Below are 18,194 nucleotides of genomic sequence, written 5' to 3' on the forward strand. Positions count from 1 at the left end.
GTGAAGAAAACATCTTTTTCCATCGCAGCAATTGTTAGCAGCACCCTGCTTCTATCTGCAACCCCAGCTCTTGCATTGGAAAACGGCGACCCCGCACCCGCAAATGCTGAAAGCAGTTCTGTGGCCGCGCTGAAGATTGGCAAAATCGGCAATTTCGGCGACTGCACCGGAACGCTGGTTGCCGACCAGTGGGTACTCACTGCACGCCACTGCCTGGAGTCTGTGAACAACGAAGGGACCCAGGCCCGCATCGGCGGGAAGGTCTACGATGCCGATTCTTGGGCGCTGTCTCCAATGTCTGATGCGGGGTTGCTTCACCTGACTCAAAAGGTCACTGACGCAACACCCGCGAAGGTTTCCCGCGATATCCCAACACCTGGGCAGACGGGAACCCTCTACGGATGGAGCAGCAGCTCGTCCATGGCGCGATCAGGGCAGCTCCCGATGACCAAGATGGTCGTCAAGGAACTGCTGGGCGGAGCACCGGCTGATGGAACTCCAGGTGAGGCTGCTCCAGATGGGGCCACTCCAGGTGAGGCTGTTCCGGGCGAAGCTGTTCCGGGCGATGCCATGGAATCAATGGAGATGCAGCCAGGCGGAGCAATGCCGGGTGCAGTTAAGCCGGATGCAGTAAAGCCAGATGACTCCAAAACCGAGTCGATCCCCGCAGGAACGGAAAGCATCCCAGCCGACGCTGCCATGATGCCAATGATTCAAAGCGCCATCCTGGACGCACATTCCGTCTCTGGCGCGGGTATGCAGGGCGGTGACTCCGGCGGCCCGTTCTTCGTCGACGGCAAGCTCGCGGGCCTGGCTACTGCCGGAACCTCCAATGGCGATCCTGACCTACCCTCCCCCAGCGCAGCTATCACCACCCTCGCTGGCACGGCTGACTGGATCGATGACATCACCTCTGGCCGAGACACAGAAAGCGTGCTGACCGCGGAGAACACTCCTGCTCCGCCAAAGACCATTCAGACCAGCGCCGATCACATGTGGGGTTACCTCGCCATCGCGTGCGTTGGCCTGGTTGTCGCAGCAGCCTGGTCGCGCATTAGGAATGGCCGACAGTAGAACCGTCTAACCACAACCACAAGCCGCCTCCCCGGAAAGTACTGGGTAGGCGGCTTTTATCGTGCATGCGAGGAACTTAATAGTGACCGAAGCCACAAAATCTCTCGGTAACTGACGTACAATCGTGAGATAATCCTATGGTTTTATTCCAATTTTTCTAAGAATCGACGATTCGGTGAGGTCGCACTTATCGGTGGCCTGGCTCTGTTGATTCCGCCAATGATCTGGCTGAAGAAATCGAAAGCCAAGACTTCGTAGAATTCTTTATGAAGGGGCGAAAAAAAGGAACGAGTCACTCCACATCCGCCCACATTTCGAGCCCACCGTGGGAGTCCAAGCCTGTCTGGCAGCTGTCTGTCAGCTGTCTGCCCACCGTTTTGCCAGTATTGCGCTCACTTATCGATGCATGATTCACCCATCGATGCGCTCCAGCGTATCCATAAGTGAATAACTCATCGATATGTGAAACCGAAAGCTAGCAGCGCGTACATGAGCTGAGGCAAATCGGCCAGAATCAACCCAGCAACTCCTCAAGCTAAGTACCTTCAGGCCGACTAATCGAGCAGCGCCTCACGCTGCATTTTGACGACCGTCCTTCAATGCCCGGTTGTGAAGTGCGCGAGTTCGTCAGACCCAACGACTGCCCAACGGCTTAAGCCCCAAGCGGTGATTTGACCCCCGAATAACGAAGACCCCTACCAGCGTTTACACCGGTAGGGGTCTCTTCTTAGTGGCGGGGGCTGGATTCGAACCAACGACCTCTGGGTTATGAGCCCAGCGAGCTACCGAGCTGCTCCACCCCGCGTCAACTGTCCTGGCTTTTACAAGCACTCACAGCGGGTGCTGACCTCTCCGGCCAACGAGATGTAACTGTAGCACGGCACCCCCAACAAAGACCAATCCCCAGGTCATAGCCAGTTTCGCTACAACCTGGGGACTCTGCGAACCATAAGAACCTATGATTCTCGGCTAATCTCCCGTTGCAAGCCTTACTCTCTGTAAACCTTACTGGCCGTTGGCCTTCTGGTAGTCAGCGGCAGCGCGGTCGAGCTCGGCAAGTGCCTGGCCCTGGGCTGCGTAGTCACCGTTCTTCTGGGCGTCGTTAAGCTTCTTTAGCGCGTCGGAGATACGGCGAGCGGCGTCGTCACGCGCGGCGACATCAACCTTGCGCTCTTCCTTCGGTGCCTCGTCGTCGGACTCAGCGTCGGCGGCGTCCTTGTCCTTATCCGCCGGCTGATCGTCAGTCTCTTCCTCACCGCGGACCTTGGTCGCGGCGGAAGCATCGATACCGACCTGGCTCAGAGCCTCAGTGACCGTGGCGCCGTAGCCCACCTGGCCGCGGTAAGCGACGAGAATACGCAACAGCTTCGGGAATGCGGTCTCCTGCCCCTTGCGTTGGGTGTAGACCGGTTCGACATAGAGAATCTCGCCATCGCCGACCGGCAGCGTCAGCAGGTTACCGTTGGTGACCACGTTCGTACCCTCGAGCAGGGTACGGTCCTGGGCGACCTCATCTGCGGACATCATCGTGTCCTGCGCCTGACGCGGACCCATGGTCTGGGTGTTGGTCGGCAGGGCACGAATAGTGATTTGGCCGTAGGTCTCCGGCTCGGAGGAAGCACTCATCTGAGCGGAGAGGAACTCACGCTCCAGTCCACGGAATGCCGAGATCAGCTGGAAGCTCGGCTTGCCGCTCTCCGGATCGGAAGCGACAACATAGTACGGCGGCTGAGAGAGGTTCTTGTCTTCCGGTGCGGTCGGGTCGGACGGGACAGACCAGAAGGAGTCATTGGCGAAGAACACGCCCGGATCGCTGACGTGGTACTTGGCCATCAGCTCGCGCTGAACCTTAAACAAGTCCTCCGGGTAACGCAGGTGCTCCTGCAGTTCCTCGGAAATCTCCGACTTCGGCTTCACCACACCCGGGAAGACACCTTCCCAAGCTTTGAGCACCGGATCCTTCTCATCGAACTCGTAGAGCTCAACGGTGCCATCGTAGGCGTCAACGGTTGCCTTGACCGAGTTGCGGATGTAGCTGACCTCGCTGTTCGGCAGCGGGCGTGGAGTGCCATCCGGGTTAATGGAGTCCTGCGTGGTTTCCTGGAGGCTCATGCGCTGGGAGTACGGCATCTTGGCCAGCGTGGTGTAGCCGTCGACGATCCACTTCATACGGCCATCGACTACAGCCGGGTACGTCTTGGTGTCGGTAGTCAGCCATGGGGCGACCTTCTGAACACGGTCACGCGGATCGCGGTTGTAGATAATCTTGGAGTCCGACCCAATGCGGTCGGACAGCAGGATGTTGAGTTCCTGGTAACGGGTGGCGAAAATCATGCGGCTGGCAAGTCCGCCAACGCCAACACCGCCCTCCCCGTCGTAGGTGAAGTTTCGGCCGTCAGCATCGTACTCGTAGTCCTTGCCGTCACCATTGCCACCGACAATCGCGTAGTCGGCATCGCTGTTGGCGATAACCGGACCGTAGTAGATACGCGGCTGCTTCAGGTTCAGGTTCATGCCGTTCGGGTCCTCGGACTCGAACAGGTCAGCCACGGTGTACAGCGGGTAACCACCGCGGGCGGAACCGGACTCGGAGGCAACCTCGTCAACCTTATTAGCCGGCGCAGCAACGAAACCATTGCCGTGAGTGTAGACCGTGTGACGGTTAATCCAGTCAGTCTGGTTGCCCTGCAGAGTCTGCGGGTTCAGCTCACGAGCAGCGACAATGAAGTCACGGGACTCCCCATCAATCTGGTAGCGGTCAATGGCAAGCGGATCGGAGAAACCGTAGAAGTTCTTCAGCTGACGTTGCTGAGTGAAAGTACGCGGCAGGACCTCCGGATCCAGGATTCGGATATTGGCCAATGTCGCGGCATCGCGCGAAATCGAATCCGCACCTTCCTTTGCTGCCTCCTTATCGCCTTCCTTTTCAGCCGGAACGCCCCAGTCGCGCTCGACCTTCACCTTGTCGTCGGTAAGCCCGTAGTGGTAGCGCGTCGATTCAATGTTGCGCGCAATGTATTCACGTTCCTTGGAAGCGCGGTTCGGGTTAACCGAGAACTGCTCAACTGCCATCGGCCAGGCCACGCCGATCAGCCCCGCGGAGACCAGCATCAGCACTGTGGCAAACGCCGGAATGGAGAGGTTGCGCAGGAAGATAGAAGCGAAGAATGCAGCGGCCACGACAATTGCGATGACCAGCAGCGTAATCTTTGCCGGCAGCAGCGCATTGATATCGGTGTAGGAACCACCGGTGAAGGTTTTCTGCTTGTTATTCAGCAGCTCATAGCGGTCCAGCCAGTAAGACACAGCCTTGAGCAGCATGAAAACACCGGCCCAGCACGCCAACTGCGCACGAGCCGCATTGGAAACGCGGGTCTTCTCCCCTGTAGTCGGGTTACCTGGGCGGATGCCACCAAGGAAGTAATGTGTCACCAGCGACAGCAGGAACGCAATAACTACCAGGACAACCAGCGTCGAAACGATGTACGACCACAGCGGCAACTGGAATGCATAGAAGCCCAAGTCCTTGCCGTACTGCGGGTCAGTCTCACCGAAGGACTGCCGGTTTAAGAACAGCTGCACCGTCTGCCAATTGCCCTGCCCCACAAGGCCACCGAGTACGCCGAATACAACGGGCAGCGTGGTGAACATCGACTTCGAACCAGATTCAGCCATCCGTCGGTACACTGCCTGCGGGCTGCGTGGATCCGTCAGCCCGAGGTCGACGGGACGCGAGCGCCACGCCAGCCACATAGATAGAAATGTCAGTGCACCCGTTATTAGGCCTACGGTGATAAACAGGACAATACGAGTGAGCCACGTGGTGGCGAATACCCCTCGATAGCCCACTTCACCGAACCACTGAAAGTCCGTATAAAAATTGACGGCGATGGGAATAACAAAGGTCAGCGCGGCAATCACCAACACGGTAATTGCCAGCCACCCCGGGCGGCCACCCGCCGATCGTCTCGGTCGAGTCTGGTTTAGAGACAACGTCTCTCCTGTTCAAGTTGAGCTTGACTTACCAGCGAGCTGGCAAGTCGAACGTACGCTTATCTGTCATCTACTCTAAATAAAGTTCCTAACAATTGACTAAGGATGCTGTTTAAACAGCGTTGCCAGGAAAGGGGCGTCGTCAAGCGTCATGAGCGAAAACAACGGCACACAGACTCATCTCAGCCAGCAGGCACTCAATCGCGCCGTGCGCGAGGCTGTCGAATACGTCCACGCCGAAGGTTGGGACCGTGCTCCGAGTCTCTTCGCCCTCGTCCCCACCGCCGCGCTTGCCGACGTGCTTGCCGACGAGCTGATTGACAGCGCCCCGCTGACTGTCGTTGCGCAGGAGCCTCTCCCCGAGGGAATTGAAGGTGGTAGCCCTGAGTTGGCGGACTTTATCGCTCGAACATCGTGGCCAGCAGGTGTCGTCGGTGCCGTGTTAGCGCAGGAAATTATAGTCCTTTCCCCGGAGCAGGCGGACAGTTTTGAGGGAGCATCCGTAGACGAGGTGCGGGCACAGGCGGATGGCGAGGCGGCTCGTCAGGCACGTCTTTTCAGTGGCGTTATCAGTGAGGGGCCACACCTAACGCTGATTCAGCCGCGCCCCACAGAAGCAGAACTGGATGAGCGTGGCCCCTTTGCTGAAGATGAGATTGAGCTAAAAGATGGTTCTGGGGTAGCCGATGGTGTCATCGCTGCGCTGTACTCCACGTTCGGAAGTAACTCATAACTCCACCTACCAGCGACAAGAGACAAACAAGAGGCGTTGAAAGCGCCGAATATCCTTATAACTAGCTGATTCCGGTTGACATCAGGACTAGAACCTAGTTGTATAACAAAGTGATAAAGGCGCGTCTCTAAGTTTCCGCTCAGGGTTCTGTTGGACTTGGTTCTGTTGGACTCGGATTCTTCCAGGGACGGGCGAATGTGGCGAAGAAATCGCGAGTGTAGCGCGAGTTTTTCCTTCTATTGGTTTTCAACTAAGAGGTTTTTAATTATGAAGAACAACGTTGTTCGCCGTGCAGCAGCCTCGGCAGCTGCAGCTTCTGCGCTGGCAGCCTCCCTCCTGACTGGTGGTGTTGCCAACGCTCTTCCTACTGGTAACTACGTTGCCTTCGGCGATTCCTTCGCTGCTAACCCGGGCCAGTCCGATCCGGCCGTGCCGGGCCGTGGTGGCTGCCCAATTTCGGTTTCGAACATCGGCTCTCACGTTGCTCGCGAGACTGGCCTTGAATTGCACGACTACTCCTGCAACGGCACTACCGCTTTCATGCCGACTCAGCCGCAGAAGTCCCTGATGGGCCAGGTTGACAACGCTATCGCCCAGGGCTCCCTCGGCCCGGCTACCCAGCTGGTGACCATCTACGTTGGCGCCAATGACGCAATGCAGGGCGCTGTGCTGCCAATGCCGGTTCAGGATGACCTGTACACCACCAACGTTGTTGCCGCGGTGCAGAAAATCAAGGCCGCTAACCCAACTGCTCGCGTCATGCTGATTGGCTACCCAGCTTTCACCTCGAATGATCCGACTCACTACGCTTGCCCGGTCAACGCCGCAGGTTTTGCACCGCACATTCCGGCTGCCGGCATGCACCAGTTTGAGATGGCTCTGCAGAACCGTCAGGAGCGCGCTGCAAATGAGTCCGGCATCGGTTTCGTCAACATGAAGAACATTGCCAACATCGATGTCGCAATGTGCGGCCCGGACGGTGAGCGTCAAGTCTCGGCAATTCTGGATACTGACGTTGCTTCCTACAACATGACCAACCACCCGACCTTCCACGGTTCGGCAGTTACTGGCACCACCATCGCCAACGTCTACAAGAGCACCTTCTAAGGTTGCCCGACGCCGCTCAGGCGTTTTGGAATGTAAAAACCCTCGGTCCCGCTTTGAAAAGTGTGGTCGAGGGTTTTGCTGTCTGTTGCCGCCGCGGGCCCAGTCTTTACACTTTCGCTTCCACCACGTCCGCCTCTGCAGTGACCTTAATGCGTTCTCTTCCCTTCAGCGCGCGGAGGGCGTAGAGAATTGTTGCTAAGTCGATAACCTCCTGCAGTAGTGCAATAATCTTCTGGTACTGCGAATCTGCCGCCGACTTGGAGGCTTGGATCCGAATTGTCTGCGTTCCATTGACGGATGATGGGAAAAGCGACTACACGATATAAAAAATATAAAAGCAAAATCCCCGGCCGTAATGACCGGGGATTTTAATCTGTGGAGCTGCCGAGAATTGAACTCGGGTCCACCGCCAACTCGCCAGGGCTTCTCCGTGCGCAGTTCGCACGATCGCCTCTACTCGACCCTTCGGCTCAGGCAAACATGTCCGAATGACGGGCCCAGCCGCAAGTAAGAAGATCCCCGATGAGCCTTACGGCACACCCATCGGGCGAGCCCTTTTAAGTCGATGCCAGGGTCCGGACCAAAGGGCAAGCCCGGTCTGACAGACACGCTAGTCGCTTAATTAGGCAGCGAGAGCGTAGTCGCGCTGAGTGTTCTCGGCGCTTAATCAGTTGCTACGACGCTTAAACGGTGGTCTCTAGCCTGCACCGGCACGCTTCCCCTGGCTCACTGTACGGTGTCGAAACCATGTCAGCCCCATACAACGCCTTCGAGCGCGGGAATGTGCGTAGCACTCAAAGGATGTTCAAGAATAACGCTTTACGACGAGAAAAGTCAACAAACCTCGTCATAAAAGCCAGCAACCCAATACGGTCGTCAACTCCGGGTTGACACTGGCGTCAACCTATGGTTGACTGCAGTCATGGATCCATTGACGACAATCCGTCACCGACTGCAAGCAAAGAACATTGCCGAACAAGAACTTGAGGATGCCGTGGCGCAGGCTCGCGCAGCGGGCCACTCATGGGCAGAGATTGGAAATGCACTCAATATCTCCCGGCAGGCGGCATTCAAGCGGTTCGGAAGTGTCCCAGACCCCGTATCAGGAGAATTAATGACTGCCACAAAAACTACTCATATCGCCGAGCTCGGCGAAAAATTCCTTCGCCACATCATCAACGGTGAAGAAACAGAAACCGTCAACATGATCTCGCCAAAGCTCCGAAAGGACCTCCCCTGGTCCACCATCTACTCTGCATGGACAGATGTTCTCACCGAGACTGGCGCGTTCGAATCTTTCGACGACACCCAAGTCACCAGCCTCGGGGGAACCAGAACTAAGGCACCGACCTCGCAGAAACTACTGTCGAAGATTCTCGGCACTAGCCTCGTCATAACCACCCTCAAGCATGAGGCCGGCGAGTGGATGGCTCGAGTTGCCTTTGACCGTCACGAAAATGTCATTGGCCTGCTCATCCTCCCAGTCGATGCGACTGAGTTCCCCTTCTAATAGAGGCCTCTTCTACCCCTTGATGCCCTTTACACGGCGGCCCAGCGCACGAGTAGCTTCGCGCTCCTCCGTGCGGCGCTTGATGTCCTGGCGCTTGTCATAGTCCTGCTTACCGCGGGCGAGTGCGAGCTCGACCTTCAAGCGGCCGTCGGTGAAATACAGCTTCAGGGGCACAAGCGTGTTGTTGCCATCGCGGACCTTGCCCCACAGGGTGTCAATCTCCTTGCGGTGCAACAACAGCTTGCGCGAGCGACGCGGTGAGTGATTAGTCCACGAACCGTAGGAGTACTCCGGGATATGCAGCCCGCGGAGCCACACTTCGCCGTCGTCGATGGTCGCGAAGGCGTCGTTAAGCGATGCTTTGCCCTCGCGCAGCGCCTTGACCTCAGTGCCCACGAGAACGACACCGCATTCGTAGGTGTCCAGAATGTTGTAGTCATGGCGGGCACGACGATTGGTGGCCACCACCGCGTTGTTGGCGCTGACCTTTTCTTTCTTCGACTTCTTCTTGCCCATAACCTGCTTAACTCTAGTCGAAGAAGGTGCACGACAGCTATTCCCTAGCTATTCCCTTAACTTTCCCTTATGCGCCTGCTCGCACCCGACATACATATGCCTCTGGCCTTTTACGTTGTGACGCAACTTACTTTCCCCTAACCTTTTACCAACGTCTAACACAGAGGGATCTTTATATATATGGGACAGTCAAAAACGTTGGAACCGGACAAAGCGCCACCGAAGCCAAAGGGGTTCCTAGCAACACTGGAACGTATCGGCAACGCACTGCCAAATCCATTTTGGCTATTCGTGATTCTTGCCGGTGTAGTCATCGTTTCTTCGTGGCTCGGTGAGGCTGCGGGTATGCAGGCCAAGGATCCCGCGTCGGGTGACATCATCGAGGTGGAAAGCCTTGCTACCGCAGAGTACCTGCAAAAGATGGTTTCTGAGGCGGTAACGAACTTCACGGACTTCGCACCAGTTGGCCTGATTCTGGTGTGCATGCTCGGTGTCGCAATTGCGGAGTACTCCGGTTACATCGGCTCGGCAATCCGCGCGGCAATTTCCAAGGTGCACTCCCCTGTCCTGCTGACATTCATTGTCGCACTGGCCGGCGTGACTGGTTCGATCGCTTCTGATGCCGTCTACGTGATTCTCATTCCGCTGGGTGCCGCCTCATTCGCCGCAGTTGGTCGTAACCCCATTGTCGGTGCGATGGTCGCCTTTGCCGCCTCGTCAGCCGGGTTCAATTCGTCGCTGGTGCTCAACATCACCGATGTGCTGCTGGCGGGTATCTCCACGCATGCGGCGCACTTCGTGGATCCGGAATACGTGGTTTCACCTCTGGCCAACTACTTCTTCACCATGGCTTCGTCCATTGTGCTGGCTCTGATTATTACGGCTGTTACTGAGCTGTTCATCACCAAGCACGTGGCAAAGACCATCCACGACGATCATATTGACCACGAAGCTGCCGAGTTCACTAAGCCGGGCGCTTCGGAGGAGGCTGCTGAGGAAAACGCTAAGAAAAAGGAGCAGGACACCGCGTCTAGCAGCTCCAACAGCGGCCGCGATAAGCTCGTTCTAAACGACTCCGAACGCCATGGCCTGCGCTACGGCAACATCGCCGCTGTTATCTTCCTTGCGCTGTGGTTCGCCGCTCTGTTCATCCCGGGTTCGCCTCTGCGCGGCGAAGGCGACGGCATCTTGAATTCCGTGCTGCTTACCGACGTCGTGGTGTCCATTGCCCTCTTCTTCGCCGTGGTCGGTATTGCGTACGGCATCGGCGCCAAGACCATCACCTCCTCTGCAGATGTGCCCGCCTTCATGGAACGTGGCCTGGGCACACTGACCACAATGATGGTGCTCTTCTTCGCTGTTTCGCAGTTCACGGCCTACTTCAAGTGGTCCAATATCGGCCAGTGGACCGCTATCAAGGGCTCCGAATTCCTGACCAAGGCGGATCTGCCGCCGCTGTTGCTCTTTGCTGCCTTCGTCCTGATGGTGGCTGTTCTCAACCTGCTGATTACCTCGGGCTCCGCACAGTGGGCGTTGATGGCGCCGGTCGTAGTGCCGATGCTGATGTACGTCAACGTCTCCCCGGAGGTCTCCCAGCAGCTATTCCGTATTGGTGACTCCCCGACCAACATCATTACACCGATGTCGCCGTACTTTGCGCTGGCACTGACCTTCCTGCAGAAGTACTACAAGCCTGCGGGGGTCGGCACGCTGATGTCGCTGGCTATCCCGTACTCGCTGTGCATGATGGTGGGCTGGTTCCTATTCTTTGTCGTGTGGTACCTCGCGGGCATTCCGCTGGGGCCAGGGGTTCCGGTGCGTTAACTCACAGCCACTAGGAGATTGAGGGATTGGTCGAATTTTTCGCCCAATCCCTCACTTATTTGTGGCACCCGGGCTTAATATTGCGTACGGTCGCCACCACAACGGGCGTCGTAAAGCGAAAACGTACACACATTGAGCACACACTGAGACGCGGATATAACCTATGCCAACAAAGCACCTAAAATTCACGGGATCGACAGGCGAGACTCTAGCTGCATCGATTGATCTGCCGGACGGTAAGCCACGCGCGTGGGCGCTATTTGGTCATTGCTTCACGTGTAATCGGATGGTGCCCGGCGCGTCACGCACCTGTAAGGCGCTGGCGAAGAAGGGCATTGCAGCGTTCCGGTTCGACTTCACTGGCCTTGGGCAGTCCACTGGCGATTTCGGCGAGACGACGTTCCAGACCAACATTGATGACCTCAAGGCTGCCTACAAGTTCATGGAGGCAGAATTCGAGGCGCCGTCACTGCTAATTGGGCATTCGCTCGGTGGCGCAGCGGCACTGAACGCCGGCCACGATATGCCGAAGGTCAAGGCGGTAGCGACAATCGGTGCACCCTTCGATCCGGCACACTCGATTGTGCGCATCGCCGGGGACATTTCGACGGTCGATGAGCACGGCACGCAGGTTCTGCAGATTGAAGGTCGTGGCATTCCCATCTCCCGTGAGTTCCTGGAAGTGTTGGCGGACTACAACCCGGAGGTCTATCTCAGCCAGCTGCGCAAGCCGCTTCTGATTCTGCACTCCCCGACCGACCAAACCGTCGGTATCGACAGTGCACAGAAAATTTTCCAGGTATCTCGCTATCCAAAATCCCTGATGAGCTTGGATCGCGCGGACCACTTGCTCACTCGCGCTAAGTCCGCTGCGCGTGCCGCTGACCTGATTTATGCGTGGGCTGACAGCTATCTTCCGGAGGCTGAATAACCCTGTTATCATTAGGGGTTATGGACACGACTGAACACTCTGGCCACTCACACGGCCACGGTCATTCACACGGCCACGGTCACGGCCATGACCACGCTCATTTTGACCCCGCGAATACTCCTGCCCGCCGCCTGCTCGCGGCTGCGGGTCTAACTCTTGTCGTTTTTCTCGCCGAGCTCATCGGTGGCTTGGTTTCGGGTTCACTGGCGCTGCTGGCAGATGCCGGCCATATGGTGACGGACTCCGCGGGCTTGCTTATGGCGGTCGCCGGTTTGGCTATCGCCCAGCGCGGAGCCAATCACCGCGCGACGTACGGGTACCGTCGTGTTGAAGTTCTGACTGCTCTCGTCAACGGGCTGACAGTTTTCATCATTGCCGCTGTGATTCTCTGGGGCGCAATCCGGCGATTCGGGTCAGTGGAACAATCTGAAATTCAGACCATGTCGATGCTCATCATCGCGGTCATAGGCCTGCTGACCAACGTTATTGCGGCGTTTCTGCTCGCGGGTGCTGCCAAGGAAAGCGTCAACGTCCGCGGCGCATATCTCCATGTGCTTGTCGACGCCGCTGGTTCGGTCGCCGTCATTATCTCCGCTATCGCTATTGCATACACCGGTTGGACGGCCATCGACTCGGTGGTCTCTATCGTGATTGCGCTCTTCATTGTCCCGCGCGCTGCCATTCTGGTGCGCGACTGCCTTCACGTGCTGCTGGAGTACACCCCGGAGGGCGTCGACACCGAGAAAATTACTGCTGACCTGTCTGATCTGGATGGAGTGGCCGATGTCCACGACCTCCACGTCTGGTCCCTCAATGGCAATGACCTGTTGGCTTCTGTCCACCTCGTGCGCTGCGACACGCTCCCTGATGGCGACGAGCACGTATTACTCGACCGTGCGCAGGCACTGCTTCACGACGTCCACGGGATTGAACACGCCACGGTGCAGATTGAAAGAACCGGGCACGCTGACCACGAGTACCCGGCTCATACCTAGGGTGTTCGGCTAGTAGCTGAAGTGAGGTGCTAGCCCTCGAGCTGCTCCCCTAGCTCCAGCCACTCCATCTCCAGCTCTGCCTTCTGCTCAGCCACCTCCGCAGCACGGCGATCGAGGTCCGCCAGCTTTTGTGTGTCCAAGTTGGCTACATCAGCACTCGCTTCCGCCATCTGCGCATGCAGTTCACTTTCTTGCTGGCTGAGCTTCGCCATCTTCCGCTCCAGGGCACTCATCTTCTTCTGGACAGCATGAGCTTCCGCGGCCGAGAGCTTCGAGGTATCCTCCTCTGAAGCTGCGCCACGGGTCTGCGGACTACCGGCATTTGCTTGAGAGGCACCGCCACTAGCGGCCGAGTCGGCCAGCTGTGCGCGACGCTGGAGGTACTGACTAATCCCGCCAGGCAAGTTCGTCAGCTCGCCATCGCCGAAGAGGACCCAGGTCGAGTCGGCAATACGCTCAATCAGGTAGCGGTCGTGAGAGATGACCACCAGTGTGCCCGGCCAATTGTCCAGCAGATCTTCCAATTCCTGCAGCGTGTCAATATCCAGGTCATTCGTCGGCTCGTCGAGCAGCAGGAAGTTCGGCTCACTCATCAACACGCGTGTGAGTTGCAAGCGGCGACGCTCACCACCGGAGAGGTCTGCAATTGGAGTGCGCTGCCGCTTCGGGGAAAAACCCAGTCGCTCCGCCAGTTGCGAGGCGCTAATCTGCTTCCTGCCCAGGTCAATGTAGGTCGCCACGTCCTCCACAGCGTCGAGCACACGCATATCCAGCGGCAAATCATCGAGCTCCTGTCGCAGCCAACCCAGGCGCACCGTCTTGCCCTCAATCCGCTTGCCATCGCTTAAGGGGTAGTCTCCCGCCAATGCGCGCAACAAGGTCGTCTTACCCGAGCCGTTGACACCGACCAGGCCAATGCGCTCGCCGGGGGCCAGACGCCACGTGACGTCGTTAAGCAATTCCCTACCATCGGGCGTTTCCAGGGACGCATGCTCTAGCTCTACGACCACCTTGCCCTGTCGACGCCGCGAAAACGCCATCAGCTCCACGGAATCACGCGGCGCCGGGACATCGGCGATGAGAGCCTCAGCTGCTTCGATGCGGTAGCGAGGCTTCGAGGTGCGGGCCGGCGCACCCCGGCGCAACCACGCGAGTTCCTTACGCGCAAGGTTCTGGCGACGCTGCTCGGCGGCATCGGCTTGGCGCGCACGCTCGGCACGCGCGAACGTCCAGTCGTTGTAACCGCCATCGTAAAAATCGACGGTACCGTCGTGGACTTCCCACGTTTTCGTGGCAACGGTATCCAGGAACCAACGATCGTGCGTGACGACGACCAGGGCTGCCCGGCGCGAAAGAACATGATCGGCCAACCACTGCACACCCTCAATATCGAGGTGGTTGGTTGGCTCATCGAGAATGAGCAGATCAAGATCGCGGACCAGTGCGGCCGCCAGGTTAACGCGACGGCGCTCACCACCGGAGAGATTGGCGACCTTGGTATCCATACCGAGGTCATTGATACCGATGCCATCGAGGACCTCACGGATGGAAGCATTTCCTGCCCACTCGTGTTCAGCGAGTCCCAGCGGTGCAATGACGCACTCGAACACGGTGGAATTCGGGTCGAGCTCGGCGCCCTGGGTGACATGCGCCATGGTCATGTCGTTGGCTCGCGAAATACGTCCGGAGTCCGCTGGCTCCACGCCTGCCAGAATCTTCAGCAGTGTGGACTTGCCGCCACCGTTCAAACCGACAACACCGATGCGGTCGCCCTCTTGAACGCCGAGGCTGACGCCGTCGAGCAGAGTCTTGAGCCCGAAGGACTTAGAAATATTCTCGCAATTAATCAGATTCGCCATGATGAGTATTTATTGTGCCCCATTCGACCTTGCCAAGCACACGCCGGACATACCAGGCCACCGGCAGCTCATCGAACTGCTCTCGGGTTACCCATTTAAACTCCGGATGCTCGCCGCTGAGCTGGACATTCTGCGTGTCGTCAGCCTCGCGTACTAGAAAGGTCACCGTGTGGAAGCGGAAATTCTCCCCGCCCAAGTCCGGATTGGAATAGTGGGCAAATTCGCTGACCTCCGCTGCGCGCAGGCCGGCCTCTTCACGCAGTTCGCGCACAGCGGCCTCCGCGGGCTCCTCCCCCGCGTCGAGCTTGCCACCGGGCAAATCCCACTGTCCCCCGAGGAAGCCCTCGTATTCACGCAGCAGAAGCAGCAAGCGGTCGCCTCGGAAAACTATGCAGTTGCACACCCAGCCGTCGTCGTCAGGCCAGAACTTAGTCCAAGCCAGGCCGCGCGGTTCGCGCCGGCCGATTTCGGCCCTGTTGGGGTTGTCGTCACGGTGCATGAGGAACGATCGCCTGTCCTTTGTTAAAAGCGCTGGTCTCGTGAGACCTCAGCGAGGCGAACGAAATCAGCAATTTCGAGCTTCTCTCCTCGCTGCTTGGGGTCAATCCCCGCTGCCATAAGCGCCTCTTCGGCTGCGGCACCAGATCCGTAAATCCCTGATAGGGCCGCACGGAGGGTCTTGCGGCGTTGCGCAAAAGCAGCGTCGATAAGCGGGAAAAGTCGCGCGCGGAACTGCGGCGAAATCTCCCACGGAGCCTCGGGGGCATCGGCGGCATTGGAGTTCTCAGGAGCGTCGGAGCGGGCGTAGCAGTCAATGCGAACGAGCCCGGAATCAACCTTCGGGACCGGCCAAAAGACGTGCGGACCAATGGCACCGGCGCGACGCACTGTGCCGTAGTAGGCGGCCTTGACGCTGGGGACGCCGTAAATCTTGGAGCCCGGCTGAGCCGCCAGCCGGTCAGCGACCTCAGACTGCACCATCACGAGCACGCGGCGGATGGTGGGGAGCTCGGCAAGCATGTGCAGCAGTACCGGTACCGAAACGTTGTACGGAAGGTTAGCCACCAGTGCATCCGGCGAGGTCTGAAAGTCCTCGCGGCTGACCTTCAGCGCATCTTTCTCAATGAGCTCGAGTTCACAGCCCTCGGCGCGCTCGGCGACTGTCTGGGGCAAACGCTCCGCCAACCGCGGATCGATTTCGACAGCCGCGGCACGGCCGCAGTGTTCGAGCAATCCCAGGGTCAGCGAGCCCAAGCCGGGACCGACCTCAACAGGGTAGGAATCCTCCGGCAAGTCCGCCGCAGCGACAATTCGACGCACGGTGTTGGCGTCGTGGACGAAGTTCTGCCCCAATTTCTTCGTCGGGACAATATCCAACTGCGCCGCCAGGTCACGTACTTCGACCGGCCCCAGGAAAGAAACTTCTGCTTTAGTCACAGTTAGATACTACGGGGTCAAAAGAAAAAATAGGTTTAGCTCGTTTGGCTAGTCTGAACTAGCTTTAACGAAGCCCCATGGAAGCGGTACAAGCGGGCCATGCACCCCAACCCTGACCAGCCTGGACGCGCTCAGCGACAGCAATCTGCTGCTCGCGGGAAGCCTGCGATGCGCGCGGTGCGTACTCAGTACCGCCGTAAGCTGCCCAGGTGGAATCGGTGAACTGTAGACCACCGGAGAAACCGTTACCGGTATCGATAGCCCAGTCACCGCCGGACTCACACTGGGCCAGCTGATCCCACACACCGTAGCCAGCGGCCGGAGCTGCGATGCGAGACTTAGTGCCCTGGCGGATAGTGGAGATACCCGGAGCCTTTAGCTCCTTTTCTTCCAGGACCTCGCGTCCGAGCTCTTCGCCGTCGCGAGAGGTGACCTTGACCTGACGTTCTACCTGGCCCGGCTCACCCTCCTGCTCAACGATGCGCTCGTCTTCGAACATCGAATCATCTTCAATGATGTTCTCGTGAGCTGGAATTTCCTCAGTCTCGGTGATGGTCTTATCAATCAGACGAGACAGCGCGATGCGCATGCCTTCAGTGACCGGCGCATCCAGACCCGGCTCAACGGTGTCGTCTTCACGCAGCTCAATGCCACGCTGTGCCAGTACATCACCGACGGTCATAGCCGGGACGGTCAGGTCGATGTCCTTGGCATCGTCGTGAAGCACAATATTCTTGGCACGAACGACGTCGAGTTCGACCCCCTTAGCGGAAATCTCGCCCTTTTCGACCTCGACCTTGTCCTTATCGGAGATGAGCCCCTGCTTCTTCAGACCTTCAATCAGCTCATCGGTAGTGATGGCATTGGTCTTGTGCTCCTGCGGCTTGCCATCGACAATCATCGTGACCGGCTTGGCAGAGCGGTAGACCAGCTTGCCGCCGTCCGTGAGGTCGCCCTGACGCTGAACCAGGTCTCCGCCGGTGGTTTCGACACCAGCCTTCTCCAAAATGGCCTTGTCATCCTTGGACCAGGTTGCAATTTGCTCGACCTTGCCGTCAATTTCGACGGTGATGGTGTCGTAGTTGGATGCTGCGACAGTGCCACCCAGAGCAACAGCAGCGACCAGACCGCCAGCAGCGATCTTGGACGAAGTGGAGACTCCGTCGTTAGCACGATTGAGATGACGCTTCTTCGCAGCACTCACGGGGTTCGTCACAGCCTTTCGGAGGATGGGCAGCTATCAGATGAAAGAAATACAGTTTGTAACAGTACGGTAAAGATTCAGTGTTGTCTAAAATATATCGATAAAAGTGACGGGAAATACAACAAACCGCCCCGGCTGCATTTCCACAGCTCAGGGCGACAATACGCCGACACGTGCTTAAATGCCGTACACCCGACGTGCGTTATCCGTCAAAATCTGCGCCATCTCCTCCGCCCCGATTTCTCGGGCCGCAGCCATCGCACGCGCCTGATGACCGATAAAAGTTGACTCATTGCGCGCACCTCGGAACGGCTCCGCGGTCATGTAGGGGGCATCGGTTTCCACCAGCAGCTGCTCCGCCGGCGCCTCAGCCACAGCCTGCCGCAGGTAATCATTGCGTTTGAAGGTCACGTTTCCGGTAAAACTCAGCAGGTAACCGCGCGCAATGGCCTCGCGGGCAACCTCAATGGGCGAGGAGAAGCAGTGCAAGATGACCGTGTTCTCATAGCCGTCCAACGCCGCCATCAGATCTTCATCGGCGTCGCGGTTATGAATCATCAACGGCTTGCCGACGGTTGCTGCGAGCTCCATATGCCACTGCAACGCAGCCAGCTGTTCGCTCTTCGACGCGCAGCCGTCGAGAGAATCCAACCAGTACCAATCCAATCCCGTCTCGCCCACGGCCACAACCCTGGGGTCGGCAGCCATTTCGGTCAGACGGGCCTTGGCGTCGTCGTCAAGCTCGTGTGCGCGCGTCGGATGGATGGCAGCGGCGGCCCAGACGTTGGGGTGCGCGTGTGCGGCGGTAAAGGCCAGTTCGGTTTCCGGCATGCCATCGCCGACCGTGCAAACTCCGACGACGCCCGCTGCGGCGGCACGGTCCATGAGAGCCGCAATCTCCTCCGGAGTTTGCGCCCCGCAGGACGCGAGATGCGTGTGGGCGTCAAACAGCGGAGTGAGATACTCCGCGGGTTCTGCAATTTTGCGTTTGCGCTTTCCCATTCCTCTACT

The 18,194-nt window shown here is 58.2% G+C and carries 14 protein-coding genes, 1 tRNA gene and 1 other RNA gene; 7 read left to right on the plus strand and 9 right to left on the minus strand.

What is annotated here, in order from left to right; translation table 11 throughout:
• Positions 1 to 1,074, plus strand: coding sequence for a trypsin-like serine protease (locus HMPREF2614_RS03355; protein WP_070560130.1), 1,074 nt, complete (start codon positions 1 to 3; stop codon positions 1,072 to 1,074).
• 731 nt (positions 1,075 to 1,805) lie between these two features.
• Here HMPREF2614_RS03355 and HMPREF2614_RS03360 read toward each other — a convergent pair.
• Together HMPREF2614_RS03360 and HMPREF2614_RS03365 are read right to left on the minus strand one after the other, a co-directional pair.
• A tRNA-Met gene (locus HMPREF2614_RS03360) sits at positions 1,806 to 1,879 on the minus strand.
• Positions 1,880 to 2,079: 200 nt separating this feature from the next.
• On the minus strand, positions 2,080 to 5,067 hold the full coding sequence (locus HMPREF2614_RS03365; protein ID WP_070560132.1) for a UPF0182 family protein: 2,988 nt from the start codon (positions 5,065 to 5,067) through the stop codon (positions 2,080 to 2,082).
• A 151-nt stretch (positions 5,068 to 5,218) separates the two neighbouring features.
• Between HMPREF2614_RS03365 and HMPREF2614_RS03370 the strand changes: the two genes are divergently transcribed.
• Both HMPREF2614_RS03370 and HMPREF2614_RS03375 read left to right on the plus strand, forming a co-directional pair.
• Positions 5,219 to 5,800: a PPA1309 family protein gene (locus HMPREF2614_RS03370; protein WP_049180920.1), complete on the plus strand. Its 582-nt coding sequence runs from the start codon at positions 5,219 to 5,221 to the stop codon at positions 5,798 to 5,800.
• Positions 5,801 to 6,067: 267 nt separating this feature from the next.
• The gene (locus tag HMPREF2614_RS03375) at positions 6,068 to 6,907 is read left to right on the plus strand and encodes a GDSL-type esterase/lipase family protein (RefSeq protein WP_038626297.1); all 840 of its coding nucleotides are present in this window, start codon (positions 6,068 to 6,070) and stop codon (positions 6,905 to 6,907) included.
• Positions 6,908 to 7,280: 373 nt separating this feature from the next.
• On the opposite strand, the gene ssrA is transcribed toward HMPREF2614_RS03375, so the two are convergent.
• Positions 7,281 to 7,665: a transfer-messenger RNA gene (gene ssrA, locus HMPREF2614_RS03380) on the minus strand.
• Positions 7,666 to 7,829: 164 nt separating this feature from the next.
• On the opposite strand from ssrA, the gene HMPREF2614_RS03385 reads away from it, so the two are divergent.
• Positions 7,830 to 8,417, plus strand: coding sequence for a DUF3887 domain-containing protein (locus tag HMPREF2614_RS03385; RefSeq protein ID WP_070560134.1), 588 nt, complete (start codon positions 7,830 to 7,832; stop codon positions 8,415 to 8,417).
• 12 nt (positions 8,418 to 8,429) lie between these two features.
• Here the strand turns inward: HMPREF2614_RS03385 and smpB are convergent, their stop codons facing one another.
• Positions 8,430 to 8,933, minus strand: coding sequence for an SsrA-binding protein SmpB (gene smpB / locus HMPREF2614_RS03390; RefSeq protein ID WP_038626299.1), 504 nt, complete (start codon positions 8,931 to 8,933; stop codon positions 8,430 to 8,432).
• 180 nt (positions 8,934 to 9,113) lie between these two features.
• Here smpB and HMPREF2614_RS03395 point away from each other — a divergent pair, with 180 nt between their 5' ends.
• The 3 genes from HMPREF2614_RS03395 to HMPREF2614_RS03405 all read left to right on the plus strand — a co-directional run bounded on the left by HMPREF2614_RS03395 (position 9,114) and on the right by HMPREF2614_RS03405 (position 12,683).
• Positions 9,114 to 10,757 (plus strand): AbgT family transporter, encoded by a 1,644-nt coding sequence (locus HMPREF2614_RS03395; protein WP_080972824.1) that lies wholly within the window; start codon positions 9,114 to 9,116, stop codon positions 10,755 to 10,757.
• A gap of 163 nt (positions 10,758 to 10,920) precedes the next feature.
• Positions 10,921 to 11,688 (plus strand): alpha/beta hydrolase family protein, encoded by a 768-nt coding sequence (locus HMPREF2614_RS03400; protein WP_005511397.1) that lies wholly within the window; start codon positions 10,921 to 10,923, stop codon positions 11,686 to 11,688.
• Positions 11,689 to 11,708: 20 nt separating this feature from the next.
• Entirely contained in the window at positions 11,709 to 12,683 is a 975-nt protein-coding gene (locus HMPREF2614_RS03405; protein ID WP_070560136.1) for a cation diffusion facilitator family transporter, read from the plus strand.
• Between the two features lie 29 nt (positions 12,684 to 12,712).
• Here the strand turns inward: HMPREF2614_RS03405 and HMPREF2614_RS03410 are convergent, their stop codons facing one another.
• The 5 genes from HMPREF2614_RS03410 to HMPREF2614_RS03430 all read right to left on the minus strand — a co-directional run bounded on the left by HMPREF2614_RS03410 (position 12,713) and on the right by HMPREF2614_RS03430 (position 18,185).
• Positions 12,713 to 14,542 carry an ABC-F family ATP-binding cassette domain-containing protein gene (locus HMPREF2614_RS03410; RefSeq protein WP_070560139.1) on the minus strand — a complete coding sequence of 610 codons (1,830 nt, stop codon included), beginning with the start codon at positions 14,540 to 14,542 and terminating at the stop codon, positions 12,713 to 12,715.
• Positions 14,526 to 15,041: an NUDIX hydrolase gene (locus HMPREF2614_RS03415; protein WP_070560141.1), complete on the minus strand. Its 516-nt coding sequence runs from the start codon at positions 15,039 to 15,041 to the stop codon at positions 14,526 to 14,528. The genes HMPREF2614_RS03410 and HMPREF2614_RS03415 overlap by 17 nt, the downstream gene beginning before the upstream one ends.
• Positions 15,042 to 15,064: 23 nt before the next feature.
• Complete coding sequence (rsmA, locus tag HMPREF2614_RS03420; protein WP_070560143.1) at positions 15,065 to 15,979, minus strand: 16S rRNA (adenine(1518)-N(6)/adenine(1519)-N(6))-dimethyltransferase RsmA; 915 nt, start codon at positions 15,977 to 15,979, stop codon at positions 15,065 to 15,067.
• Between the two features lie 64 nt (positions 15,980 to 16,043).
• Positions 16,044 to 17,183 (minus strand): resuscitation-promoting factor, encoded by a 1,140-nt coding sequence (locus HMPREF2614_RS11360; protein ID WP_038626312.1) that lies wholly within the window; start codon positions 17,181 to 17,183, stop codon positions 16,044 to 16,046.
• Between the two features lie 177 nt (positions 17,184 to 17,360).
• The gene (locus tag HMPREF2614_RS03430) at positions 17,361 to 18,185 is read right to left on the minus strand and encodes a TatD family hydrolase (protein ID WP_038626313.1); all 825 of its coding nucleotides are present in this window, start codon (positions 18,183 to 18,185) and stop codon (positions 17,361 to 17,363) included.
• Positions 18,186 to 18,194 lie beyond the last annotated feature (9 nt).

The organism is Corynebacterium sp. HMSC074C11, assembly GCF_001809455.1.
GTDB lineage: Bacteria > Actinomycetota > Actinomycetes > Mycobacteriales > Mycobacteriaceae > Corynebacterium > Corynebacterium amycolatum.

Bases quoted from the DNA above. Each gene is read 5' to 3' on its own strand.
- HMPREF2614_RS03370 (WP_049180920.1), top strand. From the start codon at position 5,219: ATGAGCGAAAACAACGGCACACAGACTCATCTCAGCCAGCAGGCACTC.
- HMPREF2614_RS03410 (WP_070560139.1), bottom strand. From the start codon at position 14,542: ATGGCGAATCTGATTAATTGCGAGAATATTTCTAAGTCCTTCGGGCTC.
- HMPREF2614_RS03375 (WP_038626297.1), top strand. From the start codon at position 6,068: ATGAAGAACAACGTTGTTCGCCGTGCAGCAGCCTCGGCAGCTGCAGCT.
- HMPREF2614_RS03415 (WP_070560141.1), bottom strand. From the start codon at position 15,041: ATGCACCGTGACGACAACCCCAACAGGGCCGAAATCGGCCGGCGCGAA.
- smpB (WP_038626299.1), bottom strand. From the start codon at position 8,933: ATGGGCAAGAAGAAGTCGAAGAAAGAAAAGGTCAGCGCCAACAACGCG.
- HMPREF2614_RS03400 (WP_005511397.1), top strand. From the start codon at position 10,921: ATGCCAACAAAGCACCTAAAATTCACGGGATCGACAGGCGAGACTCTA.
- HMPREF2614_RS03395 (WP_080972824.1), top strand. From the start codon at position 9,114: ATGGGACAGTCAAAAACGTTGGAACCGGACAAAGCGCCACCGAAGCCA.
- HMPREF2614_RS03385 (WP_070560134.1), top strand. From the start codon at position 7,830: ATGGATCCATTGACGACAATCCGTCACCGACTGCAAGCAAAGAACATT.
- HMPREF2614_RS03405 (WP_070560136.1), top strand. From the start codon at position 11,709: ATGGACACGACTGAACACTCTGGCCACTCACACGGCCACGGTCATTCA.
- HMPREF2614_RS03430 (WP_038626313.1), bottom strand. From the start codon at position 18,185: ATGGGAAAGCGCAAACGCAAAATTGCAGAACCCGCGGAGTATCTCACT.